Origin of the sequence: Elioraea thermophila (ex Habib et al. 2022), from assembly GCF_003336755.1 — a bacterium.
Classification (GTDB): domain Bacteria; phylum Pseudomonadota; class Alphaproteobacteria; order Acetobacterales; family Acetobacteraceae; genus Elioraea; species Elioraea thermophila.
Genome location: NZ_QMDI01000006.1, coordinates 51170 through 70211 on the forward strand (window position 1 = coordinate 51170; position 19042 = coordinate 70211).

Below are 19042 nucleotides of genomic sequence, written 5' to 3' on the forward strand. Positions count from 1 at the left end.
GGCGGAGCATGTTCCGCAAGGTGCTGATCGCCAACCGGGGCGAGATCGCGCTCCGGATCCATCGCGCATGCCAGGAGATGGGGATCCGCACGGTGGCGGTGCATTCCACCGCCGATGCCACCGCCATGCACGTCCGCCTCGCCGACGAGAGCGTGTGCATCGGGCCGCCACCGGCGAAGGAGAGCTATCTCAACATCCCCGCCATCCTGTCCGCCGCCTCCATCACCGGGGCGGATGCGATCCACCCGGGCTATGGGTTCCTCTCGGAGAACGCCGAGTTCGCCGCCATCGTCGAGGCGCACGGCATCGCCTTCATCGGCCCCTCCGCCGCCCATATCCGGATGATGGGCGACAAGATCGAGGCCAAGCGCACCATGGCCCGGCTCGGCGTGCCGCTCGTGCCGGGCTCCGACGGACCGGTTGAGAGTCTGGCCGAGGCGGAGGCGATCGCCCGCCGCATCGGCTACCCCGTGCTGTTCAAGGCGGCCGCAGGCGGCGGCGGGCGAGGCATGAAGGTCGCCCGCAACGCGGGGGAGCTCGCCGAGGCCTTCGCGCTGGCCCGCGCCGAGGCCAAGGCCGCCTTCGGCAACGATGCGGTGTATCTCGAGAAATATCTCGACCGGCCCCGCCACATCGAGCTGCAGGTGCTGGCCGACCATCACGGCAACGTCGTGCATTTCGGCGAGCGCGACTGTTCGCTGCAGCGACGGCATCAGAAACTGGTGGAGGAGGCGGGCAGCCCCGTCCTTTCGCCCGGCGAGCGCGACCGGCTGGGCAGGATCGTCACCGAGGCGCTGCGCGAGATCGGCTATCGCAACGCCGGCACGCTCGAGTTCCTCTGGCAGGACGGGCAGTTCGCCTTCATCGAGATGAACACCCGGCTGCAGGTGGAACATCCGGTGACGGAAATGATCTGCGGGGTCGATCTCGTGCGCGAGCAGATCCGCCTCGCCGCCGGCGCGGTCCTCGGCTACGCGCAGGAGGACATCCGCTTCCACGGCCACGCCATCGAGTGCCGCATCACCGCCGAGGACCCGGACAGCTTCACCCCCACGCCCGGGCGCGTGACCACCTATCACCCGCCGGGCGGCTTGGGCGTGCGCGTCGATTCCGCCCTCTACTCCGGCTACACCGTGCCGCCGTACTACGACAGCCTGGTCGCCAAGCTGATCGTGCACGGGCCGGATCGCGCGACCGCGCTCGCCCGGCTGAAGCGCGCGCTTGCCGAATTCGTCATCGACGGCATCGCCACCACCCTGCCGCTGCATCGGCGGATCGTCGAGGACCCCGAGTTCGCCGCCGGCGACTACACCATCCACTGGCTGGAGCGGTTCGTGCGGCGCACAGCCGCCCCGCTCGCGGCATGACGCGGCACGGCGCCGGCCTCACCGAGATCACGCCCGAGCTTGTCTTGCGCGCCTATCGCGCCGGGCTGTTTCCGATGGCGGAACGCCGCGACGGCGACCGTCTGTATTGGCTCGACCCCGAACTCCGCGGCATCCTGCCGCTCGATCGCTTCCACCTGCCGCGACGCCTCGCCCGCACCGTGCTCGGCGGCCTCTTCGAGGTGCGCTGCGACAGCGCCTTCGCCGAGGTGATCAAGGGCTGTGCCGCACCCGCGCCGGATCGCCCGGAGACCTGGATCAACGCCGAGATCGAGCGCCTGTTCAACGCCCTGCACGGCTTGGGCTACGCGCATTCGGTGGAGTGCTGGCACGAGGGTCGCCTGGTCGGCGGGCTGTACGGCGTGGCGCTGGGCGGCGCCTTCTTCGGCGAGAGCATGTTCTCGGTGGTGCGCGACGCCTCCAAGGTCGCGCTCGTCCATCTCGTCGCCCGTCTTCGCCTCGGCGGCTTCCGGCTGCTCGACACCCAGTTCGTCACCGATCACCTCGCCCGCTTCGGCGCGATCGAGATCCCGCGCAGCGAATATCGCCGTCTGCTCGCCGCCGCCCTCGCCGCGCCGGCACATTTCCTGCCCGACCCGCCGGCGGAGCAGCTCCGCGCCGAGATCGAACGGTTGCGCGCGCGAGATTGACTCCGCCCCGCACCGATGTGGTTGGATCGCGGCTCCATCAGCCGGAGCTCTCGCCGTGCGTCTGCTGGTTCCCGCGATCGGTGCCCTCGCTCTCACCGCCTCCGCCCTCGCCGCCGAGCTGCCGAACCTGGTGCCGACGCGCGACCACGTCGTCACCTACACGATCCGGTCCGGCGACGACACGGTCACCGTGACGAACACGGTTTCCGCCGGCGGGCGGTTGCAGCGCGTCGATCAGGGGCCGATGTCGATGGTGCTGGACGGGGCGGATGGCTCGGGGCTGATGATCCATCACGAGGCGCGCATGGCGATGCGCCTGCCGCCCGGGCAGTTCCCCGATCCGATGCACGAGCCGCGGCGCGGGTTCATCGAACCCGGAGCCAGCGTGCGACGCACCGGACGCGACCGGGTGGCGGGACACGAGTGCGCGGTGTGGGAAATGCGCTCGCCGCGCCGCGGCGACGGGGTCGCCTGCATCACCGAGGACGGCGTGATGCTGCGCGGCACGTTCCGCGACGAGCAGGGGCGGACGAGCACGATGGAGGCGAGCGAGTTACGCTACGGGCCCGTGCCAGCCTCGGCCTTCGCCCCACCCCCCGGATACCAGGTGATGGACCTGCCGACCGGGGCCGTCCCCGCGCCGCGACGCTGAGCATCCCCAGCTAACGGCAGGCGAGCACGCGAAGATCGTACACCGCGTGTTCGAGCATGTTCACCGCCGGGGCGGCGGCGAAGATCCAGCCGGCGAACACGGGCTCCGGCCCCAGCCGGCGATCCACCACACGCAACCAGGCTGCGGCATCCGGCTGCTCGTCCGGCGGGCGGCGGTGGCAGGCCTCGACCACGATCTCCAGCGTGCCGAAGCTGACGCGCTCGCCCCGCTTCGCCTCCAGCACGGTGGTGCGCGCGGTCACCTTGTCCAGCGCCTGCAGCACCGCGACCTCGGAAGCGATCCAGCGGCCCTGCGCAAGGGCGACGGTGGCGGCAAGAAGGGTGACGAGCGAGAGGGCGACGCCCCTCATCTCCCGCCACCGGGCGGGCGAAGGCCGGCGACCAGCGCGGCGAGTTCGCGCCGCATCAGCTCCGGGTCGACCCCCATCAGCACGGCATCCTCGAAGGCGTCGCGCACCACCTGGGTCACCTCGGCCCAGTTCTCCTCCAGAACCTTCAGCTTCTCGCGGCAGGCGATCGGCGTGCCGTCGGTACCGCGCCAACGCGGCTCGCTCTCCGCCATCCGCTCAGCCCCCTGGGCGCTGCGCCGGCGCGCCACCCGTCCCCTCGCGGGCGCCTTGCGCCTCGCGACCGACGGTGGAGACGAGATCGGTGACCGAGAAGATGAATCGGCCGAGCAGCGCCTCCAGGCTGACGGCGGATTGCGTCGCCTCGATCACCCCGCCGGGGCCGAGCATCCGGTCCGAGCCGCCGGGGACGAGCGCGATGTACCGTCCTCCGAGCAGGCTCTCGGACGTGATCTCGGCCGAGGTGTCGACCGGCAGGCGCACGGAGGAGTCGATCCGCATGGTCACGACGGCAAGGAAGGTCTCCGGATCGAGCCGTTGCGCCACCACCGAGCCGACCTTCACGCCCGACACCTTCACGTCGGCCCCGGGCCCGAGGCCGTCGATGCGGTCGAACTTGGCGATCAGGTCATAGCCGGGGCCGAGAGACCGTCCGGTGTGGGTGACGGCATAGAAGAGGAAGACGGCCGCAACCGCGAGCACGATGGCGCCGGCGACGACCTCGGCCAAGCTTCGCCGCGTCATCGCCGCCTCTCGTCCTCGAGCTCGGGCGTCCAGGCCTCGTAGTCGCCAGTCGCGCGCGGTCGCCGCCCGCCGGCGAGCTCGTGGCCGGGCGGGCGGTAGGCCTCGGGCGTGCCCGTCATGTTCGGCACGTGCTCCTTCTGCCAGGGATAGAGCTTCACTTCGGGCAGCGGCGCCTCCGTCGTGTAGTGCAGCCAGGCATGCCATTCGGGCGGCACCTTGGTCGCCTCGACCTCGCCGGCATAGATCACCCAGCGGCGCTTGCGCTGCCCCGGCGGAGCGCTCCGTTCCTCGTAATACGTGTTGCCGAAGCGGTCGCGACCGACCTTGCGGCCACGGAACAACGTGAACAGTCGTGTGCCGATCGTCGTCATCGTCGCGGCGTTCGCGGTTTCCCCTCGCATCGCTCTCGCTTCTCGCACGCGGGAGGGGAAAGCGTCCAGCGTCGGCCCCTTCCCGGATTTAGTGGCTGCCCCCCATTGTTTCCACAAGATACGCTTTTCTCTCGGCAGCCCGCACGATATCGTCACCAGGGCAAACCGAGCGACGCATGGCCCGCCTCGCGGCTCACCCTCTCGCCTTCTCCTGGAGCGACTACGCACCGCTCACGCGCAGCTGCGCCGGCCGTACCGTCACCCTCACCGATGCCTACGACGAGGCCGTGATCGACGCCTTCTGCGGGCTCTCGTCGCACGCATCCCTGGCGGCGGCGATGGAGCCCCTGCTGCAGGAGTGGCAGCGCGTCGGTCTCGCGTCGGGCGTATTCGCCGGCGCCGATGAAGCGCGCTCCTGGACCGGGTGCTTGCGTCACCAGATGGCCTCCGCCGCAGCTTTGCCCGCCGAGGCGCTCTGGCACGGGCCGCGCGGGCGCGATCGGGCGTGGGTGCTCAGGCTCTCCGCCTTCGTCGAACCGGACGGGACGTTGGCCCACGATGCGCTCGCGCGCGCCGCGGCCTGCGCCGTGACCGCGCTCGATCTCGCCGGGCCGCCGCCTCCCGCACGGGCAGCGTCGGTGATCGCCGCCGATCTCGCCGGCGCGCTGATGGCGGCCGGCGTGCCCTACGCCTGGCCCGAGGGCCGGGCGACCGCGGCGAGCCTGCTCGCGCTCCTGCTCGGCGCGGCGACGGAAGCCTCCGCTGCGCTTGCGGTCCGCCTCGGACCCTTCCCGGCCTGGAGCGGGGTGCGGCCCACGGTGCTGCGCGCGCTCGAGCTCGCGGTGTCCTCGCTTCCGCCCGGAGCCGAGCCCGGCCTGGATCGCGCCGCGCGCACCGCCCTTGAACGGGGCCTCGCCGCGGCGCGGCGGTCTGGGCTCAGGGTGCTGGGTCTCGTTTCGCTCCGTCCGCCAGGACCGGTCGAACGCCTGGTCGGTGCGGCGAGCGCGGGAGCGGCTCCCGTCCCCTCGCTGATCCGATTCGATGACGACACCACCGGCCGCCCGCGTCGGCGCCTGATCGGACCGGCGCGGCGGCTGATCGCCGCCCAGGGCCTCGCACCGGAGCAGGAGGCGGCAGTGATCGCGCACATCGTCGGGCACGGCACGCTCGAAGGGGCACCGGTGGCCGCGCTGGAACGGCTCGCCGGCTTCGGCCTGTCGCCGACGGCACTTGCACCTCACCTCGCCGGCGCGGTCTCCCTCGCCCATGCCGCGGCTCTTGCGGCGCCCGGCATCGCCTTGCCGGTCGATGATCCGCTCCTTGCGGCGCTCGAACGATACGCCCTCGGCACAGGCTCGGCTGACGAGGCGCCGCACCTCGGCGCCCGCGCCCGCGCCGCCCTCGCCGAGGGGGCGGACGAGGCCGCCCGCGCGGCGATGGAAGCGGCCGTCGCTCCGTTCCTCCGTCTCGGGCTCGACCCTGCCCGCGACCTCGGCCAGCGTCGCCGGCCGCGCGCCGCTGTCGGCTGAACGCAGCCGCTCTCGACAGCAGGCGACACCTGCGTAGAGTGCCGCGTGACACGAGAGGGGAGGATCGCACGCGATGGTGGGACGGATCGAGACGCGTCTGGCGGAACTCGGCATCACTCTGCCGGAACCGGCGGCACCGGTCGCCAACTACGTTCCCTTCGCGGTGGCGGGAACGCTGCTCGTCGTCTCCGGCCAGTTGCCGATGCGCGACGGCAGGATCGCGGTGACGGGCAAGATCGGCGCGGGTGTGAGCATCGATCAGGCGCGTGAGGCCTGCCGCATCGCCTTCCTCAACGTGCTCGCCCAGGCGAAGGCGGCTTGCGGTGGTGACCTCGACCGCATCGCGCGCGTCGTGCGGCTCGGCGGCTTCCTCGCCTGCACGCCCGACTTCACCCAGCATGCGCTCGCCATGAACGGGGCGTCCGATCTCTGCGTCGAGGTGTTCGGCGAAGCCGGCCGGCACGCGCGCACCACCATCGGTGTCGCCTCGCTGCCGGCGGATGCCGCCGCCGAGGTGGAGGCGATGTTCCTGCTCGGCTAGGCGGGATCAGGGCGGCGCCTCAGCCGCCCAACATGGTGGACGGCAGCCAAGTGACGAGGCCCGGGAACACCGTCACCAGTGCCACGGCGACGCACATCAGCCCGAAGAAGGGGGCGGTGGCGGCGGCGATGCGGAAGATGTTCTCGCCCGTCAGTCCCTGCAGCACGAACAGGTTGAACCCCACGGGCGGGGTGATCTGCGCCATCTCCACCACCAGCACGACGAAGATGCCGAACCACAGGAGGTCGAAACCCGCCGCCTGGATGACGGGGAGCGCCACCGAGACGGTGAGTACGATCATTGAAATGCCGTCGATGAAGCAGCCGAGCACGATGTAGAGGGCGGTGAACACCGCGATCACGACATAAGGATGGAACCCCTGCGCGCCGACCCAAGATGCCATCGCGGCGGGGATGCGCGAATAGGCCATCGCCTGGGTGAGGAAGGCGGCCCCGGCGAGGATGAAGTTGATCATGCAGGACAGCCGTACCGCGCCCATCAGCGAGTCGACGAAGCTCGCGCGCGTCAGCGTGCCGGACCAGGCGGAGAGGGCGAGTGCGCCGACCACGCCCATCACCGCGGCTTCGGTCGCCGTGGCGATCCCGCCGTAGATCGAGCCGATCACGGCGAGGATCAGCAGCAGCACCGGAATGAGCCCGGCCGAGGCGCGGAGCTTCTCGGCCAGCGTCGTCGGCGGGTCGCGCGGCGGCGTGCGCGACGGGTTGAGCAGCGACCAGAGCGCGATGTAGCCGGAGAAGAGGACGATCAGCATCAGTCCCGGGATCACGCCGGCGATGAACAGCCGCACGATCGAGACCTCGGCCGCCACGCCGTAGACGATCATGATGATCGAGGGCGGAATGAGCAGGCCCAAGGTGCCGGAGCCCGCCAGGCTGCCGATCGCCATCGGCCGGTGATAGCCGCGCGAGAGGAGAGCGGGCAGGCTCATCTTGCCGATGGTCGCGCACGTTGCGGCCGAGGAGCCGGACACCGCGGCGAAGATGCCGCAGCCGAACACGTTGACGTGCATCAGCCGCCCCGGCAGCCGCTGCACCCAAGGTGCCAGGCCACGGAACATGTCCTCGGCGAGCCGCGTGCGGAACAGGATCTCGCCCATCCAGATGAAGAGCGGCAGGGCGGCGAGCGTCCAGGACGCCATCGCCTGCCACACCGCCGTGCCCATCACCTTCTCGACGGGGAATTCGTTGAATTGAGGAAACAAGGCCGGCAGCACGACGATGCCGACCACCCCCGTGAGCATCAGCGCCGCACCGATCCACACGCCGAGGGCGAGTACGGCGAACAGGGTGGCGATCAGAACGATCGCCCCGTCGATCAGGTACGCCTCCACCCTACACTTCCTCCGCGGCGCGCTCCTGCGCGCTGCGTTCGGCGGCACGGCGGTAGGACGGCTCACCTCCCGACGCCGCGACGACGAGATCGTCGACCAGGGCGAGCGCGAACAGGGCGCTGCCGAAGACGAGCGGGATCTGGGGGATCCAGATCGGCACCGCGAGCATGCCCTGCGCCACCTCGCCGAAGGTCCAGGAGTCGATCAGCGTGTCGAGGCAGGCATAGGCGAACAGCAGCGCCACGGCGGAGGCGATGGCGAGCACGAGCAACTCGAGCGCGTGGCGTGATCGTCCGGAGAAGCGGCCGATGACGATGTCCACCCGAATGTGCGCGGCGTGACGGAAGGTGTAGGCGAGCGGCAGGGTGGCGGAGGCGGCGACGGCGTAGGCGGTCAGGTCGTCCGCGCCCGGAACGTGGAAGCCCGCTTGCCGCCCAAGGACCTGCACCAGCACGAGGGCGCCGATGGCGACGATCGCGATCGCACCGGCGACACCTCCCGCGAGATACAGCGCGTCGAGCGCCCGCCTCAGCCCCTGCACGCGTGACGCGGGATCAGACGCGGGCGATCGCGGCGCGGTAGGCCTCGATCAGTTTCCGCCCGTCCTCGCCGGCCTTGGCGAGCCACTCGTTGGTCATGGTCTCGCCGATCTGCGCGAGTTCGCGCATCAAGCGCTCCGGCGGAGGGTCGGCGACGATCATGCCGCGGCGGGCGAGTTCCTCCTGCCGCGTCCTCTCCTGCTCCTGCGCGAGCTCCCAGCCGCGCTGTTCGGCCCGCTCGCCGGCATCGCGGATCAGCCTCTGCAGGTCGGCCGGCAGCTGCTGCAGTGCCCGCGTCGAGCAGATGACGGCGTTCTTGGTGCGGGTGAAGCCGACGGGCGTGAAGTGCTTGACGAAGTCCCACGCCTGCACGTCGACCCCGGTCGCGGCGGACGTCACCATCGCGTTCACCACGCCGGTGGCGAAGGCCTGCGGCACTTCGGGCACCTGCACGGTGGTGGGTGTGGCGCCGACGAGCTGGGCGAAGCGTTGCGTCGCGGCATTGAAGGTGCGGAAGCGCGTGCCGCGCAGCGTCTCAAGCGAGGTGACCGGGACGTTGGTGTAGAAGCCGGACTGCGGCCACGGCACCATGTAGAGCAAGGTGAGACCCTGCCGTTCCAGACGCCGCTGAACGTAGGGCCTCTGCAGCCCGGCCAGCACCCGCGCCTGGGTGAAGTTCGTCACCAGCATCGGGATGCCGTCGACTTCGAACATCGGATCTTCGTTGCCGTAGGCGGAGAGCAGGATCTCGCCCATCTGCACCTGCCCCGTCTGCACCCCGCGCTTGATCTCCGGCATGCGCAGGAGCGAGGCGTTGCTGTGCAGTGTGATGGCCAGCCGTCCCCCCGATCCGTCCTCGACCTCCTTGAGGAAGGCGCGGATGTTCACGGTGTGGAAGTTGCCGTCAGGATAGGCGGTGGCCATCTGCCAGCGCCGCGCCTGCGCAACCGCCGGCGCGACCGGAAAGGCGGAGGCGGCAACGGCGGCCGGCAGGGCGGCACGCAGGAACGTACGGCGATCCATGTCACGTCTCCCGTAGTAGAGGCCCCTCTCGCAAGATGAGAGCCTCTCCTCACACCCCGTGCAAGAGCCTTCTCGGGCGGAAGACGTCCCACCCGTTCGCCGGTCGCTCAGCGCCGCCGCGCCTCCTCGCGATCGAAGTGCAGGCGCACGAGCTTGAACAGGTAGAGGACGAAGGAGACGAACAGGATCAGGCCGGCGAGGTAGAAGGCGTCGTCCTTGGCGGCCGCCATCATGACGAGGCCGACCAGGGCGACGAGGGCGCCGATCAGGCCAAACACGATCGTTTGCGGGGTCATGGCTGGTCCTCCTTGCGGGGCGAGGGTGGTGGCGACGGCGTGCCGCGGGGTGGGTCGTCGTCGAACAGGATCCGGCGCGCCGCCCCGTCGAGATCCTCGAACTGGCCGGAACGCAAGGCCCACAGGAACAGGGCGAGCGCGCCGAGGCCCAGGATCAGCGAGAGGGGGATGAGCAGCATCAGCGCGTCCATGCCGCTCCCCGCTCCACGCGCAACGCATTGAGGATCACCGTCAACGACGACGCCGCCATCGCGACCGCGGCGATCAGCGGCGTGACCAGGCCGGCGATGGCGATCGGCACGGCGATGACGTTGTAGGCGAGGCTGATCGCGATGTTCTGGCGGATGGCGGCCTGGGCGCGGCGTGCCGAACCGATCGTCTCGGCCACCAGCGCAAGAGCCTTGCCCTGCACGACCACGTCGGCCGCCGCCTGCGCGACGTCGGAGCCGGAGGCGAAGGCGATCGAGGCGTGTGCGGCGGCCAGCGCCGGCGCGTCATTCAGCCCGTCGCCCACCATCAGCACGCGCCGGCCGTCCGCCCGCAAGGCCTCGAGCCGTGCGATCTTCGCCTGCGGCGAGGCTTCCGCGGTCCAGCGCGCGATGCCGACCGTCCGCGCCACCTCGGCAACCGCCGGCGCACGATCGCCGGAGAGGAGTTCGACCGCAAGGCCGCGCTCGCTGAGTTGCCGGATCGTTTCGGCCGCGTCGGCCCGCAGAGCATCGGCGAAGGCGAAGCGCACGGGCGCGCGCCCGGGGCGGGAGAGCCAGAGTTCCATCCCCTCCCCGCCTGACGCGCCGACGAACGCTGCCGAGCCGAGGCGGATCGGGCCAGATGGAGTCTGGAGCTCCAGTCCGCGGCCTGGATGCTCCACCACCCCCGCCGCCGGCGCGATGGAAGGCATGGCGTCGACCAGAGCGCGCGCGAGCGGGTGGCGCGAAGCGGCGGCAAGCCGGGCCGCCTCGGCGAGATCCTCCGCCGTCCACGCCCCGGGCAGGAGCGTGGGCTTGCCTTCCGTCAGCGTGCCCGTCTTGTCGAACACCACGGTGTCGATCTCGGCCAGACGCTCGAACGCCGTGCCCGAGGTGACCAGCACGCCTTGCCGCACCAGCCGGCCGGCGGCGACGACCTGGACCACCGGCACGGCGATGCCGAGCGCGCAGGGGCAGGTGATGATCAGCACCGCCACCGCGAAGACGAGCGCCTGCTGCCACGCGGCATCCAGCACGCCCCACCACAGCAGGAAGGTGGCCAGCGCCAGCCCATGCACCGCCGGCGTGTAGAGGCGGGAGACGCGATCGGCCAGCGACACGAAGCGCGAGCGAGACTGCTCGGCGCGTTCCATCAGCCGCACGATGGCGGCAAGCAGGGTGCCTTCGCCGGAGGAGGTGGCGCGCACGACGAGGGCAGCGTCGCGGTTCAGCGTGCCGGCATGCACCCGATCGCCGGGCCGGACGGGGCGCGGCAGGCTTTCGCCCGTCAACAGGCTCTCATCGACCGTCGAGCTGCCGGAGAGCACCACGCCATCGACGCCGACCCGCTCGCCGGCGGCGACGAGAACCCGCTCGCCGGCACGAACCTCCTCGGGCAGACGCGGCTTGGCCACACCATCCTCGCCGAGCACGCCGACCGGAGCGCGGTTCAGCGCAGCGAGCCGCGCCACCGCCTCGCGCGCGCGGCCGCGCGCCCGCCGATCGAGATAGCGGCCGACCAGCAGCAGGAACAAGAGCGTGACGGCAGAGTCGAAGTAGGCGTACGGCCCGCCGCGGATCGTCTCGGAGAGGCTCATCGCCGCCGTCAGCAGCACGGCGAGGCTGATCGGCACATCGAGATTGGCCCGCCCGCGGGCGAGGGCGGCGAAGGCCGAGCGGTAGAACGGGAGCCCCGCGACCGCGATCGCGGGCAGGGCGATCAGCGCGGCAAGCCAGTGCATCAGCGCCCGCGTCGCCTCGCCCATGTCGCCGTCGCCGTGCCCGACCCAAACGGCAACCGAGACGAGCATCACGTTCATCGCCGCGAAGGCGGCGATGCCCATCGCGCGCAGGAGCCGTTTCGCCTCGGCATCGTCGGTCGCGGCAAGGCACGAGGCGTCCCACGGCGCGGTGGTGAAGCCGAGGCGGGCGAGGCGTTCAGCGAACTCGTTGGCGCGCTCGGCCACGCCCTGCCAGCGGATGGTGAGGCGACGGGTGGAGAGGGCGAGGCGGGCCCAGGTGACGTCCGGTTCGCGCGCCAGCACCTGCTCGATCAGCCAGACGCAGGCGGCGCAGGACACGCCGCCGACGAGAAGATCGAGCGACCAGCCCCCCGCCCCGTCGGGCCGGGCGCGCGCGGCGAGGTCATGCCGCGGGGCGGCAAGATCGGGCCGCGGCGCGGCGGCCTCAAGCCGTTCGTAGAAGCGATCGAGCCCAAGCCCGGTGATCAGGGCGTGCGCACCCTCGCAGCCGGCGCAGCAGAAGCGCTCGCCGTTCGGGCAAGGCGCGCCGCAATGCAGGCAGGCGGCACTGCCGGCGAAGGCGGCAGGCTTCGTGGCCCCGAGCGCGGTCACGGCACGATGATCCGCTCGCGCACCTCGACGGGGCCGACCTCACCGCGGCGCGCGGCGAGGCGCAGCTCCCACTGCCCGCGCTTCGGAAAATCAAGCTCGGCGACGTAGCGGCCGCGCCCGCTCTCGATCAGGGCGAGAGGCAGAGGCTCGGGCCGTTCCAGCGGACGGAGCGCGATCGCCTCGAACTCGAGACGATCGAGCGGCGCGCCGGCCGAATCACGGGCATAGACGACGAGCGTGCCGCGCTGCTCCGCGCCCGGGCGGAAGGCGATTTCGAACCGCCAGCCGATGGCGCGCTGCCGTTCGGCTTCCGCCAGCACTTGGTTGTAGAGGCGGCCGCGCTCGTAGGCGCGATCGACGGTGGTGCCGGTGAAGGTGGACAGCGCAAGCCAGACGAAGACGGCGTTGACCGCGAACACCACCCCCATGAAGGCGACGAACGCCCAGGGGATCCAGCGGCTGCGGCGCGGGTCGCCCTCGCTCATGCGCTCAACGCCTGGGCGCGAGGAACACGCTTTCCGCCCGCGTCGCCTCGCGCCCCGAGGCATCAATGAGGCGGAAGGTCACGGTCGTGCTCTCGGGCAGCACAGCCCCGACCGGCGCGGTGACGTAGACGCGGTGCGATTCGACCCCGTCCGGTTTGGCCGCCAGCGGAATGGTCGAACCCGCCACGTCCTCGGCGCCGATGGCGGCGAGGGTCGCACCGGGGAGGCCGTCGAGATGCAGCGCGAAGACGCGCGCCTCGTGCGTCTTGTTGACGATCTTCAGCGTGTAGGCGTTGCGCACCGACCCGTCGGACAGCAAGACATAGACCGGGGCGCGGTCGCGCAGCACGGAGAGATCGGTCACGCTGCGGGTGGCGAGCGCGAGCAGCATGACGGCGGCGACCAGGCTGAGCACGCCGGCGTAGATCATGGTGCGCGGGCGGATGATCTTCATCCGCTGATGCGCCGCTTCCGCCACCGGAATGCGCGCGGGACCCGGCGGGGTGTTCGCCACCGCGCGTTCGCAGGCTTGCACGTCGGCCAACGTGTCGAGCGCGATCAGGCCGCGCGGACGGCCGATCTTGTCCATCACCGCATTGCAGGCGTCGATGCACAGCCCGCAGCCGATGCATTCGAGCTGCTGGCCGTCGCGGATGTCGATCCCCGTCGGGCAGACGTTGACGCACTGGCGGCAGTCGATGCAGTCGCCCCTGCCCTCCCACGGTTCACCTTGCTTGTGCTTGCCGCGCGGCTCGCCGCGCCAGGCGCGGTAGGTGACGATCAGCGACTGCTCATCGAGCATCGCCGCCTGAAAGCGCGGCCAGGGGCACATATAGGTGCACACCTGCTCGCGCGCCCAGCCCGCGAGCGTATAGGTGGTGAAGGTGAGGAGACCGACGAAGGTATAGGTCCAGGCCCCCGCCTCTCCGGTGAAGATGTCGCGTACCGCCGTCGGCGCGTCCTGCACGTAGAGGACGAAGGAGCCGCCAGTGAGGAAGGCGATGACCAGCCAGAGCGCGTGCTTCGTCACCTTCTTGCGCCAATAGGCGGCGTCGCGCGGGCCCTGGTCGAGCTTCATCCGTGCGTTGCGATCGCCCTCGATGCGGCGCTCGATCCACATGAAGAGGTCGGTCCACACCGTTTGCGGGCAGGCGTAGCCGCACCACACCCGGCCGAACAGCGAGGAGACGAGGAAGAGGCCGATGGCGGAGAGGATGAGCAGGCCGGTGACGAGGTAGATCTCCTGCGGCCAGATCTCGATCGGGCCGAGGTAGAAGCGGCGGCCGGCGAAGTCGAGCAGGACCAGCTGATCCGGCGCCCCTTCGCCGCGCGGCCAGCGCAGCCAGGGCAAGGTGTAATAGACGACGAGCGCGAAGACGAGGAAGGCGTACTTCGCGGTGCGGAACGTGCCGTGGACGCGCGCGGGGTAGACCTTGACCCGATTGGCGTAGAGGCGCGTGGGCGGCGTCGGGGTTGCCGACGCCTCCGCGGGCTTGAGGGTGCGGTCCACGCGCATCGGTCCTTCCTTTCCCTCCGCTACTCGCCGCCGCCCAGCGTGTGCACGTAGACGGCGAGCATGCGGATGATCGCCTCGTCGAGGCGCCCCTGCCAGGGCGGCATCACGCCCATGCGTGGGTTGGCGATCTGCGCGATGATCTGTTCCCGCGAGCCGCCGTACAGCCAGATCGCGTCGTTCAGCGCCGGGCCGCCCACGGCGCGCACGCCCTCGCCTTGTTCGCCGTGGCAGGCGACACAGTTCTCGGCGTAGATCGATTCGCCGCGTCGTGCGGCCTCGGCATCCGTCGCGCGGTTGGTGAAGGAGAGGACGAATTCGGCCACGTCCTCGATCTCGCGCCGGGACAGGATCTGGGCGTAGGCCGGCATCTGGCTCTGCCGCGCCTCCTCGTCCTGCGCGTTGCGAATGCCGTGACGGATGGTGAAGGCGATGTCCTCCAGCGTACCGCCCCAGATCCAATCGTCGTCGATCAGGGAGGGAAAGCCACCCGGGCGGCCCTCGCCACCCGAACCGTGGCATGGGGCGCAGTTGTCGGCAAAAGCCTGGCGTGCGCCGGCGGTCGCGAAGCGCAGCAGCGTGGGATCGCGCCGGATCTCCTCGAGATCGCTGCTGCGGATACGCTCGAACATCGGTGCACGGGCGTCCACCACCGCCGCCATCTCGCGCGCGATGTCCTCGCGCTTCGTCCAGCCAAGCACGCCGCCGAAATGGCCCGAAAGCCCCGGGAAGGAGGGGAACAGCAAGGCCCAGACGGCAGACCAGATGATGGTCGCGTACAGAATGTAGAGCCACCACTTGGGCAGCGGCGTGTTCAGCTCCTTGATGCCGTCCCACTCATGCCCCGTGGTGAGCTTGCCGGTCAGCGCATCCTTCTCGATCTTGGTGGGCACCGAGTGCTCCTTTCCGTCACTTGTCGTCGTCGAGCGGGATCCTGCCCTGCCGTTCCAGCCGCTCCTTGTTGGAGGGCCAGAATGCCCAGGCCACGATGCCGACGAACAACAGCATGAACCAGACGACCCACATCTGCCGCAGGGTCTCGTAGTGCTGCGCGACCCACTCGAGCATCGCGCACCGCCCTACTGGCGCAGTTGCTGCGGGGTCACCTCGGCGAAGTTCACCAGGGTGCCGAGCATCTGCAGGTAGGCGATGAGGGCGTCCATCTCGGTCACCACACGGGTGTTGCGGTCGAAATCGCCCACCACGGCCTTCGGATAGCGCTGGAGCAAGCCCGAAGTATCGGCATCCGGGTTCGCTTGGGCGACGAGATCCGCTCGCGCATTGGCGATCATCTCATCCGTGTACGGCACGCCGAGACGCTGCAGCGCACGCATGTGCTTCTCGATGTCGTCGAACTTCAGCGGCCGCACCAGGAAGCCGTACGACGGCATGATGCTCTCGGGCACCACGCTGCGCGGATCGATCATGTGCTGGTAGTGCCACTCGTTCGAATACTTGCCACCCACCCGCGCGAGGTCGGGTCCCGTCCGCTTCGAGCCCCACTGGAAGGGCCGGTCGTACATGCTTTCGGCCGCCAGGCTGTAGTGCCCGTAGCGCTCGAGCTCGTCGCGGAACGGACGCACCATCTGGCTGTGACAAACGTAACAGCCCTCGCGGATGTAGATGTTGCGCCCGGCGAGTTCGAGCGGCGAGTAAGGCCGCACGCCCTCGACGCGCTCGATCGTCGTCTCGATGGTGAACAGGGGAACGATCTGGACGAGCCCGCCGATGGAGACGGTGATCAGAGTGAGCACCGCGAGCAGGATGACGTTCTTCTCGATCGTCTCGTGCCGAATCATCGCGCGCTCTCCCTCACTCGGCAGCTTGCGGGCGCCAGGCGGGCGCAGGAGCCGGCAAGGGTTCCGATTCCGTCACGGTCTTGTAGAGGTTGTAGACCATGATCAGCGCGCCGGTGACGTAGAGCACCCCGCCGAGTGCACGGATCACGTAGTAGGGGTGCATGGCGGCGACGGTCTCGATGAAGCTGTACTGCAGGAAGCCCAATTCGTCGTAGGCGCGCCACATCAGCCCCTGCATGATGCCCGACACCCACATCGCCGTGATGTAGAAGACGATGCCCAAGGTGGCGATCCAGAAGTGCCAGGCCACGAGACGCTGGCTGTAGAGTTCGCGCTTTCCCCACAGCACGGGCACGAGGTAGTAGATCGCGCCGAAGGTGATGAAGCCGACCCAGCCCATCGCGCCCGAGTGCACGTGCCCCACCGTCCAGTCCGTGTAGTGGCTGAGCGCGTTGACGGCCTTGATGCTCATCACCGGGCCTTCGAAGGTGCTCATGCCGTAGAAGGCGACGGCGGTGACCGAGAAGCGGAGCCCCGGGTCGGTGCGCAACTTGTCCCAGGCCCCCGACAGCGTCATGATCCCGTTGATCATCCCGCCCCAGGACGGCATCCACAGCATGACGCTGAAGATCATGCCCAGCGTCTGCGTCCAGTCGGGCAGCGCCGTGTAGTGCAGGTGATGGGGCCCGGCCCAGATGTAGAGGAAGATCAGCGACCAGAAGTGCACGATGCTGAGCCGGTACGAATACACCGGCCGTTCCGCCCGCTTCGGGATGAAGTAGTACATCATCCCGAGGAAGCCCGCGGTGAGGAAAAAGCCGACCGCGTTGTGGCCGTACCACCACTGGATCATCGCGTCCTGCACGCCGGCCGACAGCTGGTAGGACTTCGAGGAGCCCCAGTCGATCGGCAACACCAAGTTGTTGCCGATGTGCAACATGGCGATGGTGATGATGAAGGCGAGATAGAACCAGTTCGCCACGTAGATGTGCGGCTCCTCGCGCTTCATGATCGTGCCGACGAAGACGACGAGGTAGACGACCCAGACGAAGGTGAGGAACAGGTCGACGTACCACTCGGGTTCGGCGTATTCCTTGCCCTGCGTGACGCCGGTGACGTAGCCGAGGGCGGCCAGCACGATGAAGGTCTGGTAGCCCCAGAACAGGAACCAGCCGGCCTCGTTGCCGCCGAACAGGCGCGCGCGGCAGGTGCGCTGCACGACGTAAAGCGAGGTGCCGAGCAGGGCGTTACCGCCGAAGGCGAAAATGACGGCCGAGGTATTATGGACGGGGCGAAGTCGGCCGAAGGTCGTCCATTCCAAGTCGAGGTTGAGGATGGGGAAAGCCAGTTGCCAAGCGATGATCGTCCCCATCAGGAAGCCGACCACACCCCAGAACACGGTGGCGATGACGAAGGCGCGAATGACGTCTTCGACATACTCCGGCTGTGCCCGGGCGACCGGAGCAGCGCCAGCCGAGACCGCGAGACTCTCCCCCATGCGTTCCTCTCACACGCAACCCGCCCTCGGCGCCGGCCGGGGCTACCTTCATATTCCTGAAAGCAACGTGCAGCGGCATTGACGTGTGTCAAGGTCGACGGGCGCGGATCGGCGTGCCATCCTCGCCTTGTACGCGCTTCGGCGCGGCAACGTGCCGGACGGCACACGATAAGGTTTGGGGAAACGGCGATGGCGCAGGTGGACAGCGGGGCGGTTCCGGTCTTCTACGGCGACAGCCCACGAGTGCGGCGAATCGCGGTCGATCGGCCGTGGGCATGGCTCAGCGCCGGCTGGCGGGACATGATGGCGGCGCCGGGCGTCAGCCTCACTTACGGGCTCATCATCCTGGCCATCACCTACCTCCTGCTGGTCGTGCTTTGGCAGTTCGAGTCGTTCTGGCTGGTGCTGCCGATGACGGCCGGCTTCTTCTTCCTCGCCCCCCTGCTCGCCGCCGGCCTGTACGAGACGAGCCGTCGACTGGAGGCGGGCGAACCGGTGTCCCTTGCCGCCGCCTTCGCGGGCTTCAAGCGCAACCCCACGCAGCTCTCCTACATCGGCGTGCTCTTGGGCCTGTTCCACCTCGGCTGGATCCGGATCGCGCTCCTGATCTTCGCCCTCTTCTTCGGCCTCGGCTTCACCCCGACCTGGGAGACGATCATCGCCAAGCTGACGGCCGCCTCCGCCATTCCCTTCTGGGCCGTCGGCACGGCCGTGGGCGCGGTCTTCGCCGCGCTGGTGTTTGCGATCAGCGCCGTCTCGATCCCGATGCTGGTCGATCGCGACACCAACATGTTCGTCGCGGTCGCCACAAGCTTCACCGCGGTGCGCCTGAACTGGCCGGCGATGACGCTGTGGGCCGGGCTCATCGTCGCCTTCACCCTGTTCGGCATCATCCCCGGTTTCCTGGGACTTGCGGTGACGATGCCGCTGATCGGCCACGCCACGTGGCACGCGTACAAGGATCTCGTCGATTAGGTCGGTTCAGGCGTAACCGGCGGCGCGCAAGGCAAGCGCGCCGAGCACGGCGGCGTTGAGAAGGAGCAAGGGCGCCGCGACGGCACGCGCAACCGGCCGGAAGCGCCGACCGAAGAACGCCCCTGCCAGACCGACGCCAAGCAAGGCCGGCACGGTGCCCAGCGCGAAAGCTGCCATCGCGATCGCGCCCCCGAGCGCGCTCGCCGACGACGCCGCAGCGGCAAGAGCGCCGTAGAGCAAGCCACAGGGCAGGAAGCCGAGCACGACACCAAGCAGGAAGCGGCGCGAGCCCCGCGGGTCGGCGAGCAAGGGGGAGGCCAAGCGCACCACGCGGTCGGCAATGCCGGCCGGAGCGGAAGGCAAGAGGGCGGCCACCTGCACCATGGCCTGCGCCAGCATCAGGAGGGCGCCGAGCAGCAGGAGCGCGACCAGCATGGGCCGAAACCCCGCCGCGTGCACGATCGTGCCGGAAAGGAAGCCGGCCACCGCGCCAAGGCCGGTGTAGGTCAGCATCCGCCCGAGGTGATAGGGCACGAGCGCGCCGGCCTCGAGGCGGGAGAGTGTGGGGCAGGCGGAGAAGCGGGCGGTGACCTGGGCGGCGACGAAAGGCCCGCACATGCCGACACAATGCGTGGCGCTGCCGACGAGGCCGGCGAGGAACAGCGCCCCGGCCAGCGCGAGCGTCCCGCCGGTGCCGAGTGCGGTCAGGTCATGCAGGCAGTTGGCGACACCGTCCATGCCCCGGAAACTAGCGCGCGCCGCCAGGCCTGCCAGCCCCCGCC

General features: G+C 69.8%; 23 protein-coding genes. 6 read left to right on the plus strand and 17 right to left on the minus strand.

Annotation, left to right across the window (positions count from 1 at the left end):
- The first annotated feature begins 8 nt into the window (after positions 1 to 8).
- Genes accC through DWB05_RS10000 form a run of 3 tightly spaced genes read left to right on the plus strand, consistent with a single transcriptional unit; the run spans position 9 to position 2687 of the window.
- Positions 9 to 1367: an acetyl-CoA carboxylase biotin carboxylase subunit gene (gene accC, locus DWB05_RS09990; protein WP_114377071.1), complete on the plus strand. Its 1359-nt coding sequence runs from the start codon at positions 9 to 11 to the stop codon at positions 1365 to 1367.
- Positions 1364 to 2035, plus strand: a complete 672-nt coding sequence (gene aat / locus DWB05_RS09995) for a leucyl/phenylalanyl-tRNA--protein transferase (protein ID WP_114377072.1) — start codon at positions 1364 to 1366, stop codon at positions 2033 to 2035. The genes accC and aat overlap by 4 nt, the downstream gene beginning before the upstream one ends.
- A 55-nt stretch (positions 2036 to 2090) precedes the next feature.
- A complete protein-coding gene (locus DWB05_RS10000; RefSeq protein ID WP_114377073.1) occupies positions 2091 to 2687 on the plus strand; it encodes a hypothetical protein in 597 nt (198 codons plus the stop codon).
- Positions 2688 to 2697: 10 nt separating this feature from the next.
- Here DWB05_RS10000 and DWB05_RS10005 read toward each other — a convergent pair whose 3' ends face one another.
- Genes DWB05_RS10005 through DWB05_RS10020 form a run of 4 tightly spaced genes read right to left on the minus strand, consistent with a single transcriptional unit; the run spans position 2698 to position 4169 of the window.
- Complete coding sequence (locus tag DWB05_RS10005) at positions 2698 to 3057, minus strand: DUF2155 domain-containing protein (protein ID WP_114377074.1); 360 nt, start codon at positions 3055 to 3057, stop codon at positions 2698 to 2700.
- Positions 3054 to 3269: a hypothetical protein gene (locus tag DWB05_RS10010; RefSeq protein WP_114377631.1), complete on the minus strand. Its 216-nt coding sequence runs from the start codon at positions 3267 to 3269 to the stop codon at positions 3054 to 3056. Before DWB05_RS10010 ends, DWB05_RS10005 begins: the two co-directional genes overlap by 4 nt.
- A gap of 4 nt (positions 3270 to 3273) precedes the next feature.
- Positions 3274 to 3798, minus strand: a complete 525-nt coding sequence (gene mlaD / locus DWB05_RS10015; RefSeq protein WP_114377075.1) for an outer membrane lipid asymmetry maintenance protein MlaD — start codon at positions 3796 to 3798, stop codon at positions 3274 to 3276.
- Complete coding sequence (locus tag DWB05_RS10020; protein ID WP_114377632.1) at positions 3795 to 4169, minus strand: NADH:ubiquinone oxidoreductase subunit NDUFA12; 375 nt, start codon at positions 4167 to 4169, stop codon at positions 3795 to 3797. The genes mlaD and DWB05_RS10020 overlap by 4 nt, the downstream gene beginning before the upstream one ends.
- A 176-nt stretch (positions 4170 to 4345) precedes the next feature.
- On the opposite strand from DWB05_RS10020, the gene DWB05_RS10025 reads away from it, so the two are divergent.
- Both DWB05_RS10025 and DWB05_RS10030 read left to right on the plus strand, forming a co-directional pair.
- Complete coding sequence (locus DWB05_RS10025; protein ID WP_114377076.1) at positions 4346 to 5698, plus strand: hypothetical protein; 1353 nt, start codon at positions 4346 to 4348, stop codon at positions 5696 to 5698.
- A gap of 73 nt (positions 5699 to 5771) precedes the next feature.
- Positions 5772 to 6239, plus strand: coding sequence for a RidA family protein (locus tag DWB05_RS10030; RefSeq protein WP_114377077.1), 468 nt, complete (start codon positions 5772 to 5774; stop codon positions 6237 to 6239).
- 19 nt (positions 6240 to 6258) lie between these two features.
- Here DWB05_RS10030 and DWB05_RS10035 read toward each other — a convergent pair whose 3' ends face one another.
- The 12 genes from DWB05_RS10035 to ccoN all read right to left on the minus strand — a co-directional run bounded on the left by DWB05_RS10035 (position 6259) and on the right by ccoN (position 17285).
- A complete protein-coding gene (locus tag DWB05_RS10035; protein WP_232818496.1) occupies positions 6259 to 7590 on the minus strand; it encodes a TRAP transporter large permease in 1332 nt (443 codons plus the stop codon).
- A gap of 1 nt (position 7591) precedes the next feature.
- The gene (locus DWB05_RS10040; protein ID WP_114377078.1) at positions 7592 to 8131 is read right to left on the minus strand and encodes a TRAP transporter small permease subunit; all 540 of its coding nucleotides are present in this window, start codon (positions 8129 to 8131) and stop codon (positions 7592 to 7594) included.
- Between the two features lie 13 nt (positions 8132 to 8144).
- Positions 8145 to 9152, minus strand: coding sequence for a TRAP transporter substrate-binding protein (locus DWB05_RS10045; protein ID WP_114377079.1), 1008 nt, complete (start codon positions 9150 to 9152; stop codon positions 8145 to 8147).
- 107 nt (positions 9153 to 9259) lie between these two features.
- Positions 9260 to 9448: a hypothetical protein gene (locus DWB05_RS10050; RefSeq protein ID WP_114377080.1), complete on the minus strand. Its 189-nt coding sequence runs from the start codon at positions 9446 to 9448 to the stop codon at positions 9260 to 9262.
- Positions 9445 to 9639 carry a cbb3-type cytochrome oxidase assembly protein CcoS gene (gene ccoS, locus DWB05_RS10055; protein WP_114377081.1) on the minus strand — a complete coding sequence of 65 codons (195 nt, stop codon included), beginning with the start codon at positions 9637 to 9639 and terminating at the stop codon, positions 9445 to 9447. The genes DWB05_RS10050 and ccoS overlap by 4 nt, the downstream gene beginning before the upstream one ends.
- A complete protein-coding gene (locus DWB05_RS10060; RefSeq protein ID WP_114377082.1) occupies positions 9627 to 11990 on the minus strand; it encodes a copper-translocating P-type ATPase in 2364 nt (787 codons plus the stop codon). Before DWB05_RS10060 ends, ccoS begins: the two co-directional genes overlap by 13 nt.
- Positions 11987 to 12475: a FixH family protein gene (locus DWB05_RS10065; RefSeq protein WP_157967159.1), complete on the minus strand. Its 489-nt coding sequence runs from the start codon at positions 12473 to 12475 to the stop codon at positions 11987 to 11989. The genes DWB05_RS10060 and DWB05_RS10065 overlap by 4 nt, the downstream gene beginning before the upstream one ends.
- Before the next feature lie 4 nt (positions 12476 to 12479).
- Positions 12480 to 13991, minus strand: a complete 1512-nt coding sequence (ccoG, locus tag DWB05_RS10070; RefSeq protein ID WP_232818497.1) for a cytochrome c oxidase accessory protein CcoG — start codon at positions 13989 to 13991, stop codon at positions 12480 to 12482.
- Positions 13992 to 14011: 20 nt separating this feature from the next.
- Positions 14012 to 14881 (minus strand): cytochrome-c oxidase, cbb3-type subunit III, encoded by an 870-nt coding sequence (gene ccoP, locus DWB05_RS10075; protein ID WP_114377084.1) that lies wholly within the window; start codon positions 14879 to 14881, stop codon positions 14012 to 14014.
- Between the two features lie 16 nt (positions 14882 to 14897).
- Positions 14898 to 15056, minus strand: a complete 159-nt coding sequence (locus tag DWB05_RS10080) for a cbb3-type cytochrome oxidase subunit 3 (protein ID WP_114377085.1) — start codon at positions 15054 to 15056, stop codon at positions 14898 to 14900.
- An 11-nt stretch (positions 15057 to 15067) separates the two neighbouring features.
- Positions 15068 to 15787, minus strand: coding sequence for a cytochrome-c oxidase, cbb3-type subunit II (ccoO, locus tag DWB05_RS10085; protein ID WP_114377086.1), 720 nt, complete (start codon positions 15785 to 15787; stop codon positions 15068 to 15070).
- 13 nt (positions 15788 to 15800) lie between these two features.
- Positions 15801 to 17285, minus strand: coding sequence for a cytochrome-c oxidase, cbb3-type subunit I (ccoN, locus tag DWB05_RS10090; RefSeq protein WP_114377087.1), 1485 nt, complete (start codon positions 17283 to 17285; stop codon positions 15801 to 15803).
- A gap of 189 nt (positions 17286 to 17474) precedes the next feature.
- On the opposite strand from ccoN, the gene DWB05_RS10095 reads away from it, so the two are divergent.
- Entirely contained in the window at positions 17475 to 18260 is a 786-nt protein-coding gene (locus tag DWB05_RS10095) for a DUF2189 domain-containing protein (RefSeq protein WP_232818498.1), read from the plus strand.
- A 6-nt stretch (positions 18261 to 18266) separates the two neighbouring features.
- Here DWB05_RS10095 and DWB05_RS10100 read toward each other — a convergent pair whose 3' ends face one another.
- Entirely contained in the window at positions 18267 to 18998 is a 732-nt protein-coding gene (locus tag DWB05_RS10100) for a sulfite exporter TauE/SafE family protein (RefSeq protein WP_114377088.1), read from the minus strand.
- Positions 18999 to 19042 lie beyond the last annotated feature (44 nt).

Coding starts and splice junctions, on each gene's coding strand:
- DWB05_RS10020 (WP_114377632.1), bottom strand. CDS start 4,169: ATGACGACGATCGGCACACGACTGTTCACGTTGTTCCGTGGCCGCAAG.
- ccoN (WP_114377087.1), bottom strand. CDS start 17,285: ATGGGGGAGAGTCTCGCGGTCTCGGCTGGCGCTGCTCCGGTCGCCCGG.
- DWB05_RS10095 (WP_232818498.1), top strand. CDS start 17,475: ATGGCGCAGGTGGACAGCGGGGCGGTTCCGGTCTTCTACGGCGACAGC.
- aat (WP_114377072.1), top strand. CDS start 1,364: ATGACGCGGCACGGCGCCGGCCTCACCGAGATCACGCCCGAGCTTGTC.
- DWB05_RS10025 (WP_114377076.1), top strand. CDS start 4,346: ATGGCCCGCCTCGCGGCTCACCCTCTCGCCTTCTCCTGGAGCGACTAC.
- ccoS (WP_114377081.1), bottom strand. CDS start 9,639: ATGGACGCGCTGATGCTGCTCATCCCCCTCTCGCTGATCCTGGGCCTC.
- DWB05_RS10010 (WP_114377631.1), bottom strand. CDS start 3,269: ATGGCGGAGAGCGAGCCGCGTTGGCGCGGTACCGACGGCACGCCGATC.
- DWB05_RS10045 (WP_114377079.1), bottom strand. CDS start 9,152: ATGGATCGCCGTACGTTCCTGCGTGCCGCCCTGCCGGCCGCCGTTGCC.
- accC (WP_114377071.1), top strand. CDS start 9: ATGTTCCGCAAGGTGCTGATCGCCAACCGGGGCGAGATCGCGCTCCGG.
- ccoO (WP_114377086.1), bottom strand. CDS start 15,787: ATGATTCGGCACGAGACGATCGAGAAGAACGTCATCCTGCTCGCGGTG.
- DWB05_RS10080 (WP_114377085.1), bottom strand. CDS start 15,056: ATGCTCGAGTGGGTCGCGCAGCACTACGAGACCCTGCGGCAGATGTGG.
- DWB05_RS10030 (WP_114377077.1), top strand. CDS start 5,772: ATGGTGGGACGGATCGAGACGCGTCTGGCGGAACTCGGCATCACTCTG.
- DWB05_RS10005 (WP_114377074.1), bottom strand. CDS start 3,057: ATGAGGGGCGTCGCCCTCTCGCTCGTCACCCTTCTTGCCGCCACCGTC.
- mlaD (WP_114377075.1), bottom strand. CDS start 3,798: ATGACGCGGCGAAGCTTGGCCGAGGTCGTCGCCGGCGCCATCGTGCTC.
- DWB05_RS10100 (WP_114377088.1), bottom strand. CDS start 18,998: ATGGACGGTGTCGCCAACTGCCTGCATGACCTGACCGCACTCGGCACC.
- ccoG (WP_232818497.1), bottom strand. CDS start 13,991: ATGCGCGTGGACCGCACCCTCAAGCCCGCGGAGGCGTCGGCAACCCCG.
- DWB05_RS10065 (WP_157967159.1), bottom strand. CDS start 12,475: ATGAGCGAGGGCGACCCGCGCCGCAGCCGCTGGATCCCCTGGGCGTTC.
- DWB05_RS10050 (WP_114377080.1), bottom strand. CDS start 9,448: ATGACCCCGCAAACGATCGTGTTTGGCCTGATCGGCGCCCTCGTCGCC.